Below are 17611 nucleotides of genomic sequence, written 5' to 3' on the forward strand. Positions count from 1 at the left end.
TCAATGTTGTCAGCTTTTTGGGTAGTTAGATTATGTTAAAGAGTTTTTTTCTACGTTTAATTTATTGCTTATTTTTATTCTTGCTGTTACTGCAGTGGCCTATCAGTGTGCGCGCCGCAGACTCCCAGGCGTCACTCCTACAAGGCTCAGCGCTTTTTAGTGCTGAACACTGCGCCAAGACACTCGATACCTTGCCAGCGCTTAATCAGATGCAACCATTGCAGCAAGCCTTGCTGTTGGCTATGGGTGCTCATGAGCCACAATTGCTCTTTGAGGGCAAGAATATGGGCATATCCATGCGGGTCTGGCAATTTAAGAGTCTCTATAGCCAAAAAGAATTGAGTCAATGTATAGAACGGCAAGACTTCTTTAAGAGCTTCAATATATTGGCCAAACAATGGCTTTTGCAAGGACAAACCGCAGAGCGACATGTGTTGTTGCAACTGCAAGCAGCAGAACAGGGGACGCAGGGCTTTGTCAGCATTAGTTCACGCACAGCGCTTTCAAGCAAGGCACTTGGGCAACATACCGAAGCTTTCCTTAAGCAAGCCTTTCCCGCCTGGTTGCCAGCACAGACGCAGTTGCTGAGTCACGTACAAAGTCCCGATCAAGCTATCACACAAGCGGTTTACTTCAATCCTAAGCCGCTAAAAAGCTTTAAAAACGAGGTCTTACAAGCCTTGGAGCGACAGGGTCAGGAGGTATCGCAGCAGAACTCGCCTTTCACGGTCTGGCAATGGCAAAAACAGCAGTTGCATTTGTTTTTTGTGGGTTTCAAACAAGGCAGCGCACTGTATCTAAAAACCCTCAAGTATCCGTCTTCTCACTAGCCTGGTTCAACTTATCACAATAGGGACCCCTTATGAATGTAAATTTCAATAAAAAAAGCGTCATCGTGCTGGTTTTAGCGCTAGGCGCTGGCGTGTTGGCCGCCTGGTCCGCCCAGCAATATATTAGTGCCAAAATCGCCAAACTCGAACAAGATGCACAAGTCAAAACGGTGCCGCGTATTGTGGCTGCCTATGATTTACCCGTAGGCACTAAATTAAGTGCCGATCATGTCGCCGTCAGGCAAATTCCAGTACCTTGGATTATAAGTGGCAGCATTAGCCCAGAGGAATTTAACAAAATTAAGGGGCAAGTGATTACCACAGCGCTCAAAATTGGCGACCCCGTGCTTTGGGCAAATACGGCAAGTGCCAAGAATAAACCCTTTTCCGACAAAATCGCTTATGGTCGACGCGCACTCACCATTCCAGTCGACACCATAAATTCCGTCTCAGGCATGTTAGTGCCGGGTGATTTAATAGACCTTTACGTCTCTTTTGAATATCGCAAAAAACAAATCACCGCGCCTTTATTGCAAGGGGTCTTGGTGATGGCAACTGGCAAACAAAGCCGACAGGGAGGTGATTTTGGTGAAGAGGCCAGTACATTTTCAACGGTCACTCTAGATACGGCGCCAGAAGAGGCCGCCAAACTGGTGGCGGCTAGACAATCAGGAACCATCACCGCTTTATTGCGCAACCCTGAGGACAATCAAGCCACTCGCAAAGGGGTGCGTGGCGATTTAGCGGGAATTTTGGGGATCTCACAGCCGATGCCTACGATTAAACGTAAACCGGTGGTGGTCTATGGCAATGACAAGACTCGGCGTTTACCTGAGCTCAATGCGACGATTGGGCCGAAAACGCCGAGCACCAATCAAGCGGTATTTGACCTGCCACAGCAAGACGATATTGTCAGTGCATGGATGAATAGTTTGCCACCTGCCCACTTGCCTAGTGATATGTCGATTACGGCGGGCGTTGGCGAAAATCCAGACACCGATCACCGCCTTAGCGCGACAGGATCCTCTAGTTTGTTAGCTCAGACTAGCAGGCTCTCCCAAGCCAGCTTAACGCCTTCTGTGGCGAGTCCAACCCCAGCGTCGGGCGCAGATAAAGAAATGCTAGCCTCGCGAACCTCGCCCAATACAGAAGCAAAAGCCCCCATCAGTCATCCTTTTTTACACGCAAGTGCCACGTCACTGGCTAATCCAGATTAATCAATCGTGGCTAGCGATATTAGCTATTGCAGGAGTCAATCATGAAAGTACTAAAAATGTTTGCTGGGCTCAGTTTACTGTGTCTTTTGTTTGTCATTGGCAATCTTAGCGCCCATGCAGAAACCCTAAAAATACGGGCGGGTCAAGTCAAGGTGTTACCCATTCCAAATATTGCACGGGTAGCTGTCGGTAACGGACAAATCCTCAATGCCGTAACCGACGATGATAAAGAAGTCGTGCTATTTGCTCGACAAGCCGGTGAAACCAGTCTGAGTATTTGGAATCAGGCAGGAGAGATTTTCGATTACCAGGTTCAAATTACCTCCGTTGAAGAGCGCCGTGTGCAAGAGGACATTCGACGTATGGTCGCCAAAATTCCTAATGTAAAAGCCACTGTGGTCGGTCAAAAAGTGATCGTCGAGGGGGATCAATTAACCGATGCCGATAGAGAACGTCTGCAATTACTGGTTAAGCATTATCCACAAATAGTAGATATGACCAGCCAGGTCGGATGGGATCAAATGGTCATGCTCGACGTGCAAATCGTCGAAATTCCCAAAAACTTTTTACGAGATATCGGTGTACGTTGGCAGGGCAGTTCTACCGGTGGCTTTAATACCGGTCTTGTGTGGGACAGTACTCACAAGCACTTGCAACAGCGGCCAGGTGAAACGGCGATTGATGCCGTGTTAGGCAGCCATGCAGTGCCGTATTTTGGGATTAATGCCTTATTATCTTCGACCATTCAACTCATGGCCAATGAAGGCAAGGCTGTGATGTTGGCTCAGCCACAACTGATGGCGCGCAGTGGTTCTACGGCAGAATTTTTGGCGGGTGGTGAGGTCCCGTATTCTGTTAATGACAAATATGGCAGTGCGCAAACGGTGTTCAAACCCTATGGCGTGGGTCTACAGATTACGCCACGAATTGAAAAAAATGGCATTGTGCGCTCCAAAATCAATGTCGAAGTTAGCTCTATTGATGGCAGCATGATGTTAGATGGCGGTCCAGCCCTCAAAATCCGTCGCACGTCGACTGAGTTTAATGTTCACTCTGGTCAAACCTTGGTGCTCTCTGGCTTTATCTCGCGCGAACAAATGCGTAACAGCGACAAAATTCCAGGCTTAGGCGATATTCCCATTCTTGGTGCCTTATTTAAATCCAAGCGTTTCCAAAATGATGAAACTGAATTAGCGATTTTTGTGCGACCGGTGCTGGTTTCTGCTGAGCAAGATGAGGTGCAGCAACGCGTGCAAAACGCTCAGCAGATCTTAGACTCTGCTTTTCCACAGGCACCGGTGATGAATGTTCGGATTAATCCAGCGCAGATGAGTTCAGAAGCCCATGAACAGCCTCAATCAGTGGCCCTTAGGCAGAACCAAGATGGACTAGCCACACGTTTTGCTATACCCGAAGAGAACTTTATGCTTAAGGAATCACTCTGGCAGCCTCTTGGCAAAAAAGTACGCATTCCAAAAGTCAAAAAACTCAAAATTCAACCCCTTGTTCAGCAGGATTAACACAAGCAACCTGAACTATCTAGGGCTTGCTCCACCATTTTTATATCAACAACGATGAAAATAAAATTACAAATCCATCTTGAAAATAAGCCAGCACAGCAGGCTTGGTTTACTTTGCCGCTGAGCATTGGTCGTGACAAAAGTAATCAAATCGTTCTTAAAAGCTGGCGTGTGGCCAAGCAACATGCTCAGCTGATATTTGAAGAAGATGAATTATTTGTCGTCGATCACGGCACAATAGTGGGCACCTTGCTCAATGGGCAGCGGGTATTTCATAAACAACTGCTAGCCGTGCATGATCAATTGATTATGGGACCTTGCTTGCTGCGCGTGCTGCAAATAGATACGGCCTTTCATTCCTTAGCTCCGAGTCCTAGTGCAGAGGAGGCTGTGCATAAAGCGCCAGAGCCAGCAGAGGCAGCGACCATGCAGCCTGTTCAGGCAGAGACGACCACTCTAAGTGTCGCTCAAGACAAGGGCAGCACGACGCTGGAGCAGGTCCACCCTAGTGCCAAGGAGGAGCCATTACAAACACCCGTACTCACGCCCAGTGTTGCAGTTCAACTTCCTAGTGAAGTCTTGAGTCTGAATGAACAAGAACAAGCGATTTGCCGAGAGCTCCATGGCAAATTGATTGAAGCTTTAGATTTACGGCGCAATAACGTCACTGTGCTCAAAGACCATATCCTTCGCAAACAAGCCCAGCAAGCTTTACAAAGTATTGTGGCTGACCATGAGACTTGGCAGCATATTGCCAACATCCAGGACTTATGCCAACACGTGATTGATGAAGCTGTCGGTTTAGGGCCGCTAGAGGCTTTACTGGCTAACACTCAAGTCAGTGAGATTATGGTCAACTGCTATAACGAAATCTACATTGAAAAAGCGGGTTGCTTACAGCGTTACCCTCTGTCGTTTAGTAGTGAGCAAAGTGTGCACGACATTATCGAGCGCATCGTCGCCCCCATCGGCAGGCGGATTGACGAAAGTTCTCCCATGGTCGATGCCCGACTCAAAGACGGCTCACGGGTGAATGCGGTGATTCCGCCGATTGCTCTCAAAGGAGCCAATCTCACGATCCGTAAGTTTCCGCAACATCGTCCGCAAATGCAGGACTTATTGCGCTTGGGATCCTTAGATCATGCCATGGCGAATTTTTTAGCGTTTTGTGTTGAAAATCGTATGAATATGATTGTCTCAGGTGGTACAGGCTCGGGGAAAACCACGCTTTTAAATATCTTATCGAATTGTATTCCTGCAGCTGAACGCATTATTACCATTGAGGATGCCGCTGAGTTACGACTCAATCATCAACATTTAATCAGTCTCGAAGCGAGACCCCCTAATGTCGAGGGCAAAGGAGCTGTGACCATTCGTGATCTTGTCAAAAATGCCTTACGTATGCGACCAGACCGTATTGTGGTGGGTGAATGCCGTGGCGCCGAGGCCTTTGATATGTTAAGTGCCATGAATACTGGTCATGAAGGCTCGCTCACCACCTTACATGCGAATACACCTCGTGATGCACTAGCTCGTCTTGAAACAATGATTTTGATGGCAGGTATGGATTTGCCACTGCAAGCCATTCGTGAGCATATGTCCTCCAGTATAGATTTTATTGTGCAACAAAGTCGACTAAGCAATGGTGCGCGCGTGATTTCTTCCATTGTTGAAGTCGGTGCTATGGAAAATGGCGTCATCAAAATTCAAGAATTGTTTCGCTTTGAGCGAACAGCCGATCAAGGATGTTTTGTGGGAGCGGGGATTTTGCCTGACCACTTTGAAAAGCTTCGCGAACAGGGCTTAGTTTTTCCTGCCGAGCATTTTGCTCAAAAAAGCTGGGTGAATTTTGCCGCTACTCAACAACAAGGACTTTAAGCGCTAACCAGCGTATGAAGGTATCCACACAAGGGAATAAGGCATGATTTTTTGCGCACTACTATTTATTGCTATCACCATCAGTTTGCTAGGCTGGCTGGTTTTACAAGGCTTGTCAAAAGCGGCAGCCAATTATCAACGCCAATTTAAAGATACGGCCCAAGTGCAACTGGCTGAAGCCTTTTTGTTTTTTGACCCCAAACAGTTATGGTCGGTGGCCGTGTTGCTGGCTGTACTCATGACCTTAAGTACGTGGTTAGTGCTGGCTTCTACCTACATAGCGCTACTGATGGGGGGCTTGTCTTTATTTGTACCTAAATTTTTATTTAGTTATTTGCGTAAACGTCGCCTCAGAAAATTTGAGCAGCAGATTCCTGATTTTTTGCTGGCCTTGGCTGGGGCGCTTCGCGCTGGGGTCAATTTGCAAACCGCTATGCAACAACTCAGTCGAGAACAACCGATTCCGATGTCTCAAGAATTAAGTTTAATGATGCGCGAACAACGCTTGGGGCGACCCTTTCATGTTTGTTTGGACGCTTTAGCAGCACGTATGCCACTAGAATCCTGCATTTTGACGGTATCAGCCCTAAAAATCGGTACCCAAACAGGTGGAAGCCTAGCTCAGGCCATTGAACAAATTAGTCACACGGTCAGAGCCCGTTTGCAATTGCAAGGTCGCATCAAAGCCTTAACCTCACAAGGCAAAATGCAAGCCTGGGTGATGGGTTTATTGCCGCCTTGTCTCATGCTTGTTTTGAGTAGCTTGGAGCCAGACAGTATGTATTATTTTTGGCATAGTCCCATGGGGTGGCTGGTCTTACTTATTATCGTTAGTTTGGAGTGCTTTGGAGTCTGGCTTATCAAGCGTATTGTGGCCATCGATATTTAGCGTCGTTACGCCTTAGTGCTAGTCATGACCATCAATCATATTTTTGAAAGAGGGTGATATGTTGATTTATTTAAGTGTGTTGGCCAGTGCGCTTTGTCTGAGCTTGCTGATCTATATGGTGCTTAGCCCAGCTTTGCGTGACAGTAAAGTGCCATTACAAGTTCCTTTGCACTGGTTTTGGCGGCTGCTATGGCCCTGGATTAGTCTGCTAGCGCCTTGTTTGCAGCCGTTTTTGACGTGGTCTTACCAACTTAAACTACACCGCGAACTGCAAAGTACAGGCCAATTGCATACCCTTAGTCCTGCGCAGCTAGTCGCCATGCAAGTAAGTGCCGCGCTGTTGACTTTAGCGGTAGCGACATATGTGTTTGTGAGCGTGTTCTCGTTCTCATTATCTGTGGCTTTGGGTTTAAGTTTGGCATTGGCTGTGTTAACGGCTTGGTTGCCACGCTACCAATTACGCAAACTTTGTAGCCAGCGGCGCCGTGCAATTCAAAAACAATTGCCATTTTTACTCGATATGCTAACGCTTTGTGTGGAGTCAGGGCTTAATCTACAAGCGGCCTTGCTGCAAACTTCCAGCCTCTTGCCCGCAGGTGCGCTTAAACAGGAAATACAGTATGCCCTCAACGACATGCGCACGGGTATTAATCGTAGCGTTGCACTCAAGCATCTGGCGCAGCGCACTGGCCTTAATGAAATGCAGCAATTTGCTCAAGCTGTGGCGCAATCGGATCGACTCGGTGTGGGGCTGGGCGTGAGTCTGAGGGCGCAGTCAGAGCAAAGACGGAATGAGCGTTTTTTGCGCGCTGAGAAGTTGGCCCTGGAAGCTCCTGTCAAAATGTTGATGCCGCTAGTAACGTGTATTTTCCCATGCACCTTTTTAGTGCTGATGTTTCCGATCGCCATGAAACTGATGCAGGCGGATTTATGAGTTTAGAGCAGTGTGACTACCGAAGCCATTCATGTCGTCTGAGTGCTGTCTGTGCTTTATCAAAGTGCTGCTGGTACAACATTGGGGAAAACCACAATCAAGGCTAATGCCTTGTAAATATTGAAATTGAGGGTAAATATTGTCCGACAATTATGAAATCGTTTTTTGCGATAGTTTTTATAAACGCCTAAAAGGTTTAATCGCTTATCGATCCTTAGCACCAGGCCGATTTTTCCTTATTGATCGTTGTAATTGTATCCATACCTTTGGTATGAGATTTGCCATTGATGCACTCTTTTTTGACAAAAAAGGGCGCTTTTTGCGCTATGTTCATCAGCTGCAGCCTTGGTATTACTACCATTGTAGAAACGCCTTTTATGTGCTTGAATTGTATACTTCAAAACGCCTGAATCCGCAGCAAATTGGCAGCATTGTTGCCTTTTGTCGGCAGTATGGTTTTAGGCCAAATAATAATTAATTTTTTATCAAAGGAGTGTGGCATGACTTACAAATCACCTGTGGACGACTATCGTTTTAATATCCATCACATGGGGCTACTCGAAAAGCTCAATAAGATTCCGCAATACGCCGAAATTTCCCAAGATATTGTTGATTCAGTCCTCGATGAAAACGTCAGAATCGTCGAAAATACCATTGCGCCCCTCAATCGTGAGGGAGACCTGAAGGGTGCACAATGGCAAGACGGTGTTGTCAAAAGCAGCCCGGGCTTTAAAGAGGCTTACAAAACCTACGTCGAGGGCGGTTGGCAAGGGCTTGCTCATGACGAAAAGTATGGTGGCCAGAACTTTCCACAAACCATTAATAACGCCACACTAGAAAATCTAAATTCCGCTAATTTATCACTGTCACTTTGCCCATTGCTCACTAATGGGGCTTTATTTGCGATTCACGAAGCCGGCTCACAAGCCCTCAAAGATACCTACATTCGCAAAATGGTCGAGGGCACCTGGACCGGCACAATGAATTTAACGGAGCCTCAAGCTGGCTCTGATTTGGCACTACTCAAAACCAAAGCCATCAAACAAGAGGATGGCACTTACCGCATCACTGGCCAAAAAATCTTTATTACCTGGGGCGAGCACGATATGACAGAAAATATCGTGCATTTAGTTCTAGCGCGTACCCCAGATGCGCCCGAAGGGGTTAAAGGCATCTCGCTTTTTGTCGTCCCTAAATTTCTTGTCAATGAAGATGGTAGTCTTGGTAAGCGCAATGACGTGTATTGTGCCTCTCTCGAGCACAAACTAGGGATCCATGCCAGCCCGACTGCCGTCATGATGTACGGTGACAATAAGGGCGAGGTTGGCGCGGGCGCCATCGGCTATCTAGTCGGCGAAGAGAACGCGGGCCTGAAATACATGTTCATTATGATGAATGAGGCACGTTTTAGTGTGGGTGTTCAAGGGATTGGTATTTCTGAGCGTGCTATGCAACAAGCTTTTGCGTATGCCCAAGAACGTTTGCAAGGCAATACGATTGATGGTTCAGAAGGTCGCAAAACCGTTGCTATTAACCGTCACCCCGATGTGCAGCGGATGCTATTGACCATGAAAAGTCAGGTGCAAGGCGCGCGAAGCCTCGCCTTTTATTGTGCTTATTGTCATGACATGGCGCGTGCGGCTGAAGACGAAGAGACTCGCAAACACTATCAAAGCCTCAGCGAATACTTAGTACCAATTGTTAAGGGTTTCTCTACGGAAATGAGTATGGAACTGACCAATTTGGCAATACAAGTGCATGGTGGTATGGGCTTTATTGAAGAAACCGGTGTTGCCCAACATATGCGTGATGCCCGTATCTTGTCAATTTACGAGGGGACAACAGCCATCCAGGCCAATGATCTTTTGGGTCGCAAAACTTACAAAGACATGGGGGCGGCTTGCCAAGCGATAGGCGGTCAAGTCCAAAAAACCTTACAAGCGCTAGAAGCAGAAGGCTCAGACACCTTTAAGTTTATCGCCGCACGCCTGCAAAAATCCCTCAAAAATTACGCCGATACAGTGATGTATCTCATGCAACAAGGTCAAGCTCGCCATCTCAATGAAGCCTTTATGGGAAGTGTGCCTTATTTGATGTTATCGGGTTATTTATTTGTGGGCTGGAAGTTAGCACAATCGGCCTTGGTCGCCAATAAGCTCGATAATAAAGCCTATCACGAAAAAATTGCCTTGGCACAGTTCTATGCGGCGCATATCCTGCCGCGTACCGCGGCGCTCGGACAATCTGTACTCGCTGGCGAACAAGCGGTTCAGAGCGCGACAGAGGTAGATTTTTCTGTTTAGGTATTGTCTACAGACAAGCAGCGCTAGAGCACCCTCGCTTGAGCGCTATCGCTAATCTCACCAAGCTCGGTACTGAGTTACCGAGCTTTTTTTTATGGGTTGCCAATAGTTCGCTAAGCCCTGCACCTTGACCTTGCGCTGGCAAATTCTCTACTAACCATTGACCTACGGCCGTACAAATAAACGCGTATTGGATTTGTTGTTGCAAATATACATAAGCAGCAAAAACTATTTGCAAAAAATACTGTTTTTATATACAGTATTAATTACTGTATAAATGATCAGTATTTATGAGTGTCATGGTCATGTCGCTCACTCAGTAGAGTCTAGGGTGAACGATTGCTAGTCTTTATAGGATGCAAGAGCGAGGTGTAATCGCCGGACGCAATTGCCGCTCTTAGAGGTCAGTGCCTATCACAATGACTCTGTTGCTTTCATACGTGCCTGATTTATACAGTGATTGGAAGGGGTTCCAATCGTGGGATAGGTGATTTGCGGTGTTTGTAGGAGTTCTAGACCTGCAGCGTACGTCTAGTTGTGACGGTCAGTAAGTGCATTAGATTGAGAGTGGCATCTGGTCTAAGTGGGGGCACTTACGACGAGCGTCATGCCAGTAGCCTGCGTAATTATCCTTAATTATTAAGGGTTTAGGACTAATACAACACCGCAGACGCTTACGCTAAGGGATTGGCAAGCGTGGTTTGCACACCTACCATACAAATTACAGATTTTGCATTTATAGATTTTGAGGAGTCATCATGAATAACAATAGCAGAGCCGCCGTATCTTCAAATCGTGTAACTAGCGCTAGCCATTACACTCCGAGCAGTTTATTTGGTAACACGCATAATCGATTTCGTTATGCCAGCCTTAAGCACACACGTAATCGTCGTCAAGGCAATCATTACAAACGCGATGCTGTCTTGTCACGTCAAGACCTGCTGCGTAAATATGCTTATCAACTGCAATATGGTTATCAATCGCTATGTGAGCAAGTACACAACAAGCCTCGCTTGGCGCATACCCTCAATCATTTAGGCAATATCGTTACCGTGCTTTTATTGTTTGTGGCGATACCTTCCGTCTTTTTATTGAGCTCATTAGTCTTACCGTCTTAACAATTGTCTTTTTAGTCTTAGTTCTTTTTGAGGTTTTAGATCTCGATAATGGCTACCACTCAGTGCTTACGCAAGCGAGCGACGAACAACTCCTTGCAAAGGGGAAAGGGGAATAAGCACTGAGTGACCCTATTAATGAGACGCAAGGGATGCTAATCCTACGCAAAGCCTTCCATCATACGCTCAAACGGTTCCGCCCAATGGGTCAAAATGATTCAAAATGGGTCAAAGGGGTCTAAAGCGTCAAATAGTTGCCTACTCAGTCGTATAGTGTTTAAAAAAGACTCATAAGCTCTTAACACGCTTATAGCAAGCTCGGTGTCAGTCTTTATAGCTGATTCAGCAGGCTTATTTCTTTGCTTTCACTTGTGTCGTGCTTCTCCGTTAAGCCATAAATAAGCATCACTATCTTCTACCGTTTATCGCACACAGATCTTAATAGCGGTATTAAAAAGCGGTATCGATAGTGGTTATAAAAAAGCGGCGTGGGTAGTAGAAATAAAATAAGCGGTATCAAAAGCATAAAAAGCGCCGTTTTAAACGGCGCTTATATAGTGTAAAAATAGCGTAAAAATAGCGTAAAAAAGAAAAATAGAATAAAGCAAAGCAGAAAAATAGCCTAAGGGCTCCTATCATTAAGCCAAGACGGTTTGCAACGCTATATCTCCTGTTTAGGCCTTGGCTAGACATCCTTAACAGCTACTTAATGGCCCCTTTAGCTTTGAGCTCAGCAATTTTCTCGGCACTGTAATCCGTCAATTCGCTCAAAATAGCATCCGTATGCTCGGCGAGCTTCGGTGGAGGCAAGTGCACGGGTATGCGTTTGCCATCGTAGCGGTAGGGCGCCTTCATAAAGAGATTGCGTTTTGTGTGCTCATCAAACTCATTCAAAATATCAGATTGCGCTGTACGCTCAGAGGATAAAGCTTCATACATGCCTTTGACTTCGCCACATGGAATATTTTGCTCATTTAAGCGACGTATAACTTCGGCACGGGGAATTTTGATTAACTCCCTCTTAATAAGTGCTAGTAGTGCATCCCGATGCTTAGCGCGTTTGAGATTAGTCTCATAATCAGGGTTGTTGGCGAGCTCAGGCATTTGTAAGACATGCTCAGCAAATCGCTTAAACTGGGCATTATTGCCCACCGTAATAATCAGTGGGCCGTCTTTGGCATCATAAACCCCGTACGGCATAATAGAAGGGTGCTGATTACCGTATTTCTCGCGCTCACGTTTCAGTAATATCGCTTCTAATCCATAAAAAGCTTGTATCGTCACACCACTATCGTAAAGCACCATTTCAATCAAACGGCCTTTACCATTTTTTTGCTGTTCATAAAGTGCTGCCATAATGGCTTGTGCGGCAAACATGCCGGTATACATATCTACCACGGACATACCAAATTTTAGAGGACCCTGACCGCGATCACCATTCAGGGCCATCAAACCCGCTTCACCTTGAATCATTAAATCGTAGCCCGGTCGTTTGGCTTCGGGACCCGTAGGATCATAGCCCGTGACCGCGCAAAAAATTAAGGATGGGTTGATTTCTTTGAGGGTTTCATAGCCTAAACCCATGCTATCAATATCGCCATATTTAAAGTTGTGCACCAGCACGTGCGATTTTTTGACCAGCTCCTTGATGAGTGCCTGACCTTCAGGTGTTTTGAGATTAACGCCAATGGACTTCTTACTGCGGTTGACGCTGTTGTAGTAGGTCGTGATGCCCCCCTCATCCAGTTTCAAACCCCAGTCACGAGTATCGTCACCACGTTCGGGATGCTCGATCTTAATTACTTCGGCACCGAAGTCCCCGAGAGATTGGGTGCAATAAGGTCCTGCAAAAACGCGTGATAAATCTAAAACGCGAACACCTTCGAGGGGCAAACTAGTTTCGGCTTGGCTCATACTCACTCCCAAATTTACAGGCACGGCGCAAAATCTGTGTATACTCTGTAGATGATGCGCAGTATATAGTTGTCTACAAAATTATCCTACAATTCTAGCAAGATCATTTTTGTGGATAGGTCCAAAAACGCTACCTAATGGATAACCTCTATAAGACTTAGCAACTGTCTGTTTTTATGAGTATTTTTGTTAGTCTTTTGAGATTTGACAAACTTCAGCTGACGAGTTGCCTGCAACCGGGATAGTTAGCGTGTATAACTGTACTATTGGCAGGAACTGATTAGTATGTCTATAGGCTCAGCGTCATTGCCTCATGCTTAGAGGGTAGTCACGAATGTGGGCGGGCGCGAGTTAGGCCAAGGGTGCTTTTTAAAGGGGCAGTATTATTTGCATCCGAAGGTTAGAAATAAAGTAGAGCGGCGTTAATCGTGAGCAACGCTAGTCATCACTAAAGAGCAATAAGGGGAACTAAAGAAAAGCAAGTAACGACATAAATGAAGAGAAGCACCTACAGATGGGGAAGGTTGTGCTACAAGGAGCTTGTAAAAGGCTAGCAGAAGGAACTAGCAGAGGGGTTAATAAGAGACTTATAAGTTTATAAGTATTAGCCCATGGCGTTGGCCTAAGCAGAGCACCTTATGAGAAAGTCTGCGAAGGTCTGAGAAAGGCTGCGAAAACGAGTCAATCGAGATAGCGAATAAATACAGCGCGGCTCAATTAGCAGTCACTAAATAAATCTGAATTGCAAGACTAGATCGCCTTTAGTGAACACTCGCTTTTAGTGGACACGCAAAGCACCCCGAAGTAAATGTCAACGTCAAAGTCAGAAGATAGTATTCGAACATGCCTAACCACAATACTTGCATAAACTGACTTTGCTACGTTAGGGATTTTTTGCGCGTAGCTCTTTCTATTTTACGCCTTTATTTGCGTTTAATATTTTTTTACAAAAATAGTTACAATTTACCTGAAAAACAGCCATTATTTCTAGAAAAAACAGCAATTTATTTGACTAAAGCAGGGTTTTTTTCTTATGATTAGCACTTAAAAATGCGGTTACTGTACGTGTACAGTAATCGTTTCAGTTTTTTACATTTAATAGTGGACTGTCAATGAAGGTTAGAAAATTTCTACTCTCTGCCTTACTGTTTTTGCCGTTGTTATTGCAAGGCTGTGATTACGCCCTGTTCAACCCCAAAGGACCAGTAGGGCACGAAATCAGAGGCACATTGTTCCTAACAGTAGGTGCCATGTTAATTGTTGTGATTCCAACCTTGTTAATGGTGATTATTTTTGCATGGAAATATAGCGCCAAAAACAAAAAATCTCAGCAAACTCATACTCCAGAGTGGGACCACTCCAAAAAGATCGAGATCTTTGCCTGGGGGATTCCTATTATCATTATTCTTTTCTTGGCGACGGTCACCTACATCGAGACACACCGCCTAGACCCACGTAAACATCTCCTGGTCGATGGCCAACAAGTGCAACCGAAGGTGATCGATGTGGTGGCGCTCAACTGGAAGTGGTTATTTATTTATCCAGACGAAAAAATTGCTGCAATCAATGAGGTGGCATTCCCTGTCAATCAACCTGTGGAATTCCATATCACTTCAGACAGTACCATGAACTCTTTCTTCATTCCGCGTCTTGGCTCACAAATTTATGCAATGAGCGGTATGGAAAGTCGACTTAATTTGATGGCCGATACGGTAGGTACTTATCCAGGTATTTCTGCCATGTACAGTGGTTACGGTTTTGCTGGTATGCAATTTAAAGCACATGCCCTTAGCCTAGAAGACTATTCACAATGGGTTAACAAAGTTCGCTCACAAGGCACACCTTTGACGGACGATGTCTTTAAATCATTACAACCGGATAGTCGTTGGGTTCCTGTAACTTACTATAGTGAGGCTGATCCGGGTCTCTACTCTAAAGTTATCAATTCATTTAGTGGAGTACAAAGAAATGACTGAGTCTTTACAAACAAGCTCAGAAGTGAGTCCTATTTTTGGTAAATTGGGCTGGGACGCTGTACCGTGGCATGAGCCAATTGTTATGGTCGTCACCGCTGGTATTTTTATCGGCGCATTTGCCTTACTCGCTTTTATTACTTACAAAAAAGCCTGGGGCCCACTGTGGCGTGATTGGTTCTGTACAGTTGACCACAAAAAAATTGGTATTATGTACATTATTCTTGCCGTCGTCATGCTCTTTAGGGGCTTTGCCGATGCGCTGATGATGACCTCGCAACAAGCGGTTTCCGTCATGGGGGTCAATGGTGGTGAGGGTTATTTACACCCAGAGCACTTTGACCAAGTCTTTACCGCACATGGCGTGATCATGATTTTCTTCGTGGCAACGCCGTTGTTTACGGGTCTGGCCAATATCGTCATGCCGCTACAAATCGGTGCGCGCGATATGGCGTATCCGTTCATGAACTTGGTGAGCCTCTGGTTTACCATTTCTGCCGCTATCTTGGTGAACTTATCTTTATTTATCGGTCAGTTCGCGGCAACGGGTTGGGTCGCTTATCCGCCTTTATCAGGTATTTTCTATAGCCCGAATGTGGGGGTCGATTATTGGATTTGGTCCTTGCAGCTGTCGGGGGTAGGTACGACACTGACGGCGGTTAATATCTTGGCCACCATTATCAAAATGCGTGCGCCAGGCATGACACTCATGAAAATGCCGACCTTCACTTGGACCGTATTTTGTACGTTCTTCCTCGGTTTAGTGATTTTCCCGATTTTAACCGCAGCGATTGTGCTTCTTACGCTTGACCGTTACTTAGACTTCCACTTCTTTACAGGGGCAGCTGGCGGTAACCAAAGCCTATGGGTCAACTTGATTTGGGGCTGGGGTCACCCAGAGGTCTATTTCTTGGTCTTGCCAGCATTTGGTATGATCTCCGAAATCACCGCGACATTCTCGCGCAAACGCTTGTTTGGATATACCTCACTCGTATACGCGACGGTAGTCATTATGATTCTGTCCTTCTTGGTATGGCTACACCACTTCTTTACCATGGGTTCAGGAGCCAGCGTTAACTCCTTCTTCGGTATCATGACCATGTTTATCGCGATTCCGACGGGTGTGAAACTCTATAACTGGATTTTCACCATGTACAAAGGTCGTATCGTCTTCTCTGCCTCTATGTGGTGGGTGATGGCTATGCTATTGACCTTTACTGTCGGTGGTATGACAGGGGTGATGTTATCTATTCCTACTAACGACTATGTGGTTCATAACAGTACCTTCTTGGTCGCTCACTTCCATAACACGATTATTGGTGGTGCAGTTTATGGTTACTTTGCAGGATTAACCTATTGGTGGCCTAAATTTACCGGTTTCAAACTCAATGAGAAATTAGGTAAATGGTCTGCGGCCTTATGGTTTGTTGGTTTCTTTGTCGCTTGGATGCCTAAATACCTCTCAGGTTTTGATGGTATGACTCGTCGTCTCTACAAAGTGACTGATCCAAGCATGGCTCCGTACGTCTATATTGCCTTCTTGGGTGCCTTAATTATCTTTGCTGGTATTATTTGCATGGTAGTGAATATCGGTTGGAGCTTCTACAAACGTAAAGATCCGGCTTACCGTGATGTAACAGGTGATCCATGGAATGCTCGTACGCTCGAATGGAAAACCTCATCACCTCCAGCTAGTTACAACTTTGCAGTGATTCCTCAGGTCCATGATCGCGACGAATTTGACTACATGAAAAAACAAGGTTATGCCTTTGATCGTCCTGCCAAAGTGACTGATATCCATATGCCAACCTCGGCTTGGGAAGGTCCTGTCATCGGTATCTTCTCACTCATTTTTGGTTTTGCTTTTGTATGGCATATCTGGTGGCTTGTCGTCGTCGGCTTTATCGGTATGATTGCGCCATGGTGGATGCGTAGTTTCTCTAAACACAAAGACTACTATATCCCTGCGCAAGAGGTTGCTGATTACGAAAACCAATATCATGATGAGCTAGACGCCGCCATGCGCGATCCATCTTTCGCGACTCGTCCATTGCCATCAAATTCAGTTAATTAGGAGTACACATGACTGCATCGATTCAAAATATGGCTCATGATGATCATCTACACGATGATCACCATCATGAGCACCTAAAAGAGCAGGCAGAACGCGATAATTTCGGTTTTTGGTTGTACATTTTGTCTGACTGCATGATCTTTGCCACCTTGTTTGCTTGCTATGGGGTCATGAGTGGTAACTTCGCACAACAAACCGAACCACACGAAGTGTTTGAAGTGCCTTTCGTGTTGATCGAAACCATTTTGCTATTGGTTTCTAGCTTTACTTTTGGTATGGCGATGTTAGGTCTCAACAAAGGCAACCTCAAACAAATTAAATTGTGGATGTCAATCACCTTTGTCTTGGGCGTAAGCTTCGTGACGATGGAGCTTTATGAGTTTAATAATTTAGCTCATGAGGGCGTGACACCACAGCTTTCAGGTTATTGGTCTGCTTTCTTTACTTTAGTAGCGACTCACGGTCTACACGTGACTGCAGGTTTAATCTGGATGATTGTCATGTTTGTTTCCTTTAGCAAACGTGGTCTGGATCATGAGAATGTCAATCGCATGAATCAATTAAGCGTGTTCTGGCACTTCTTAGACATTATCTGGATTTGTGTATTTACTTTCGTTTACTTATTAGGACAATATTCATGAGTCACGATTCAGCATCTTCACACGGCAGCCTCAAAAGTTACATCATCGGTTTGATCTTATCGCTGGCTCTGACGGCTGTCTCCTTTGGTTACGTTATGTCTACGCCTGAGCTAACGACGACGGCGCTTGCCGTCATTAGTTTGGCAGCGATCGCCCAAGTCTTGGTACAAATTGTGTTCTTCTTGCACTTAACCGGCAAAAAATCACAATCTTGGGAGAGCGTAGCAGGTTTATATACTTTACTAAGCTTGTTGTTCTTTGTTGTATTGAGTTTGTGGATCTTCCATCACTTACATATCAATACAATGATGATTGGGCACTAA

General features: G+C 45.6%; 14 protein-coding genes. 13 read left to right on the plus strand and 1 reads right to left on the minus strand.

Annotation, left to right across the window (positions count from 1 at the left end; all coding sequences use genetic code 11):
- The first annotated feature begins 32 nt into the window (after positions 1-32).
- The 9 genes from Q335_RS0107140 to Q335_RS0107190 all read left to right on the plus strand — a co-directional run bounded on the left by Q335_RS0107140 (position 33) and on the right by Q335_RS0107190 (position 10689).
- On the plus strand, positions 33-830 hold the full coding sequence (locus Q335_RS0107140) for a hypothetical protein (protein WP_028358032.1): 798 nt from the start codon (positions 33-35) through the stop codon (positions 828-830).
- Between the two features lie 32 nt (positions 831-862).
- Complete coding sequence (gene cpaB / locus Q335_RS09670) at positions 863-2047, plus strand: Flp pilus assembly protein CpaB (RefSeq protein WP_084493583.1); 1185 nt, start codon at positions 863-865, stop codon at positions 2045-2047.
- A 41-nt stretch (positions 2048-2088) separates the two neighbouring features.
- A complete protein-coding gene (locus Q335_RS0107150; protein WP_051532381.1) occupies positions 2089-3567 on the plus strand; it encodes a type II and III secretion system protein family protein in 1479 nt (492 codons plus the stop codon).
- Positions 3568-3621: 54 nt separating this feature from the next.
- Entirely contained in the window at positions 3622-5445 is a 1824-nt protein-coding gene (locus Q335_RS09675) for a TadA family conjugal transfer-associated ATPase (RefSeq protein ID WP_038369644.1), read from the plus strand.
- 43 nt (positions 5446-5488) lie between these two features.
- Complete coding sequence (locus Q335_RS0107160; protein WP_028358034.1) at positions 5489-6334, plus strand: type II secretion system F family protein; 846 nt, start codon at positions 5489-5491, stop codon at positions 6332-6334.
- Positions 6335-6392: 58 nt separating this feature from the next.
- Positions 6393-7268, plus strand: coding sequence for a type II secretion system F family protein (locus Q335_RS0107165; protein WP_028358035.1), 876 nt, complete (start codon positions 6393-6395; stop codon positions 7266-7268).
- A gap of 139 nt (positions 7269-7407) precedes the next feature.
- The gene (locus Q335_RS10465) at positions 7408-7746 is read left to right on the plus strand and encodes a DUF192 domain-containing protein (RefSeq protein WP_169733508.1); all 339 of its coding nucleotides are present in this window, start codon (positions 7408-7410) and stop codon (positions 7744-7746) included.
- 22 nt (positions 7747-7768) lie between these two features.
- On the plus strand, positions 7769-9571 hold the full coding sequence (locus tag Q335_RS0107180; RefSeq protein WP_028358036.1) for an acyl-CoA dehydrogenase: 1803 nt from the start codon (positions 7769-7771) through the stop codon (positions 9569-9571).
- 758 nt (positions 9572-10329) lie between these two features.
- The gene (locus Q335_RS0107190) at positions 10330-10689 is read left to right on the plus strand and encodes a hypothetical protein (protein WP_028358038.1); all 360 of its coding nucleotides are present in this window, start codon (positions 10330-10332) and stop codon (positions 10687-10689) included.
- Positions 10690-11388: 699 nt separating this feature from the next.
- On the opposite strand, the gene Q335_RS0107195 is transcribed toward Q335_RS0107190, so the two are convergent.
- Positions 11389-12600 (minus strand): CaiB/BaiF CoA transferase family protein, encoded by a 1212-nt coding sequence (locus Q335_RS0107195; protein ID WP_028358039.1) that lies wholly within the window; start codon positions 12598-12600, stop codon positions 11389-11391.
- A gap of 1112 nt (positions 12601-13712) precedes the next feature.
- Between Q335_RS0107195 and cyoA the strand changes: the two genes are divergently transcribed.
- Genes cyoA through cyoD form a run of 4 tightly spaced genes read left to right on the plus strand, consistent with a single transcriptional unit; the run spans position 13713 to position 17611 of the window.
- On the plus strand, positions 13713-14576 hold the full coding sequence (cyoA, locus tag Q335_RS09680; protein ID WP_038369646.1) for a ubiquinol oxidase subunit II: 864 nt from the start codon (positions 13713-13715) through the stop codon (positions 14574-14576).
- 31 nt (positions 14577-14607) lie between these two features.
- Entirely contained in the window at positions 14608-16647 is a 2040-nt protein-coding gene (locus Q335_RS09685) for a cbb3-type cytochrome c oxidase subunit I (RefSeq protein ID WP_051532425.1), read from the plus strand.
- Between the two features lie 8 nt (positions 16648-16655).
- The gene (gene cyoC / locus Q335_RS0107215) at positions 16656-17288 is read left to right on the plus strand and encodes a cytochrome o ubiquinol oxidase subunit III (RefSeq protein WP_028358040.1); all 633 of its coding nucleotides are present in this window, start codon (positions 16656-16658) and stop codon (positions 17286-17288) included.
- Entirely contained in the window at positions 17285-17611 is a 327-nt protein-coding gene (gene cyoD, locus Q335_RS0107220) for a cytochrome o ubiquinol oxidase subunit IV (protein ID WP_028358041.1), read from the plus strand. Before cyoC ends, cyoD begins: the two co-directional genes overlap by 4 nt.

Source organism: Brackiella oedipodis DSM 13743, assembly GCF_000621025.1.
Taxonomy (GTDB): Bacteria; Pseudomonadota; Gammaproteobacteria; order Burkholderiales; family Burkholderiaceae_B; genus Oligella; species Oligella oedipodis.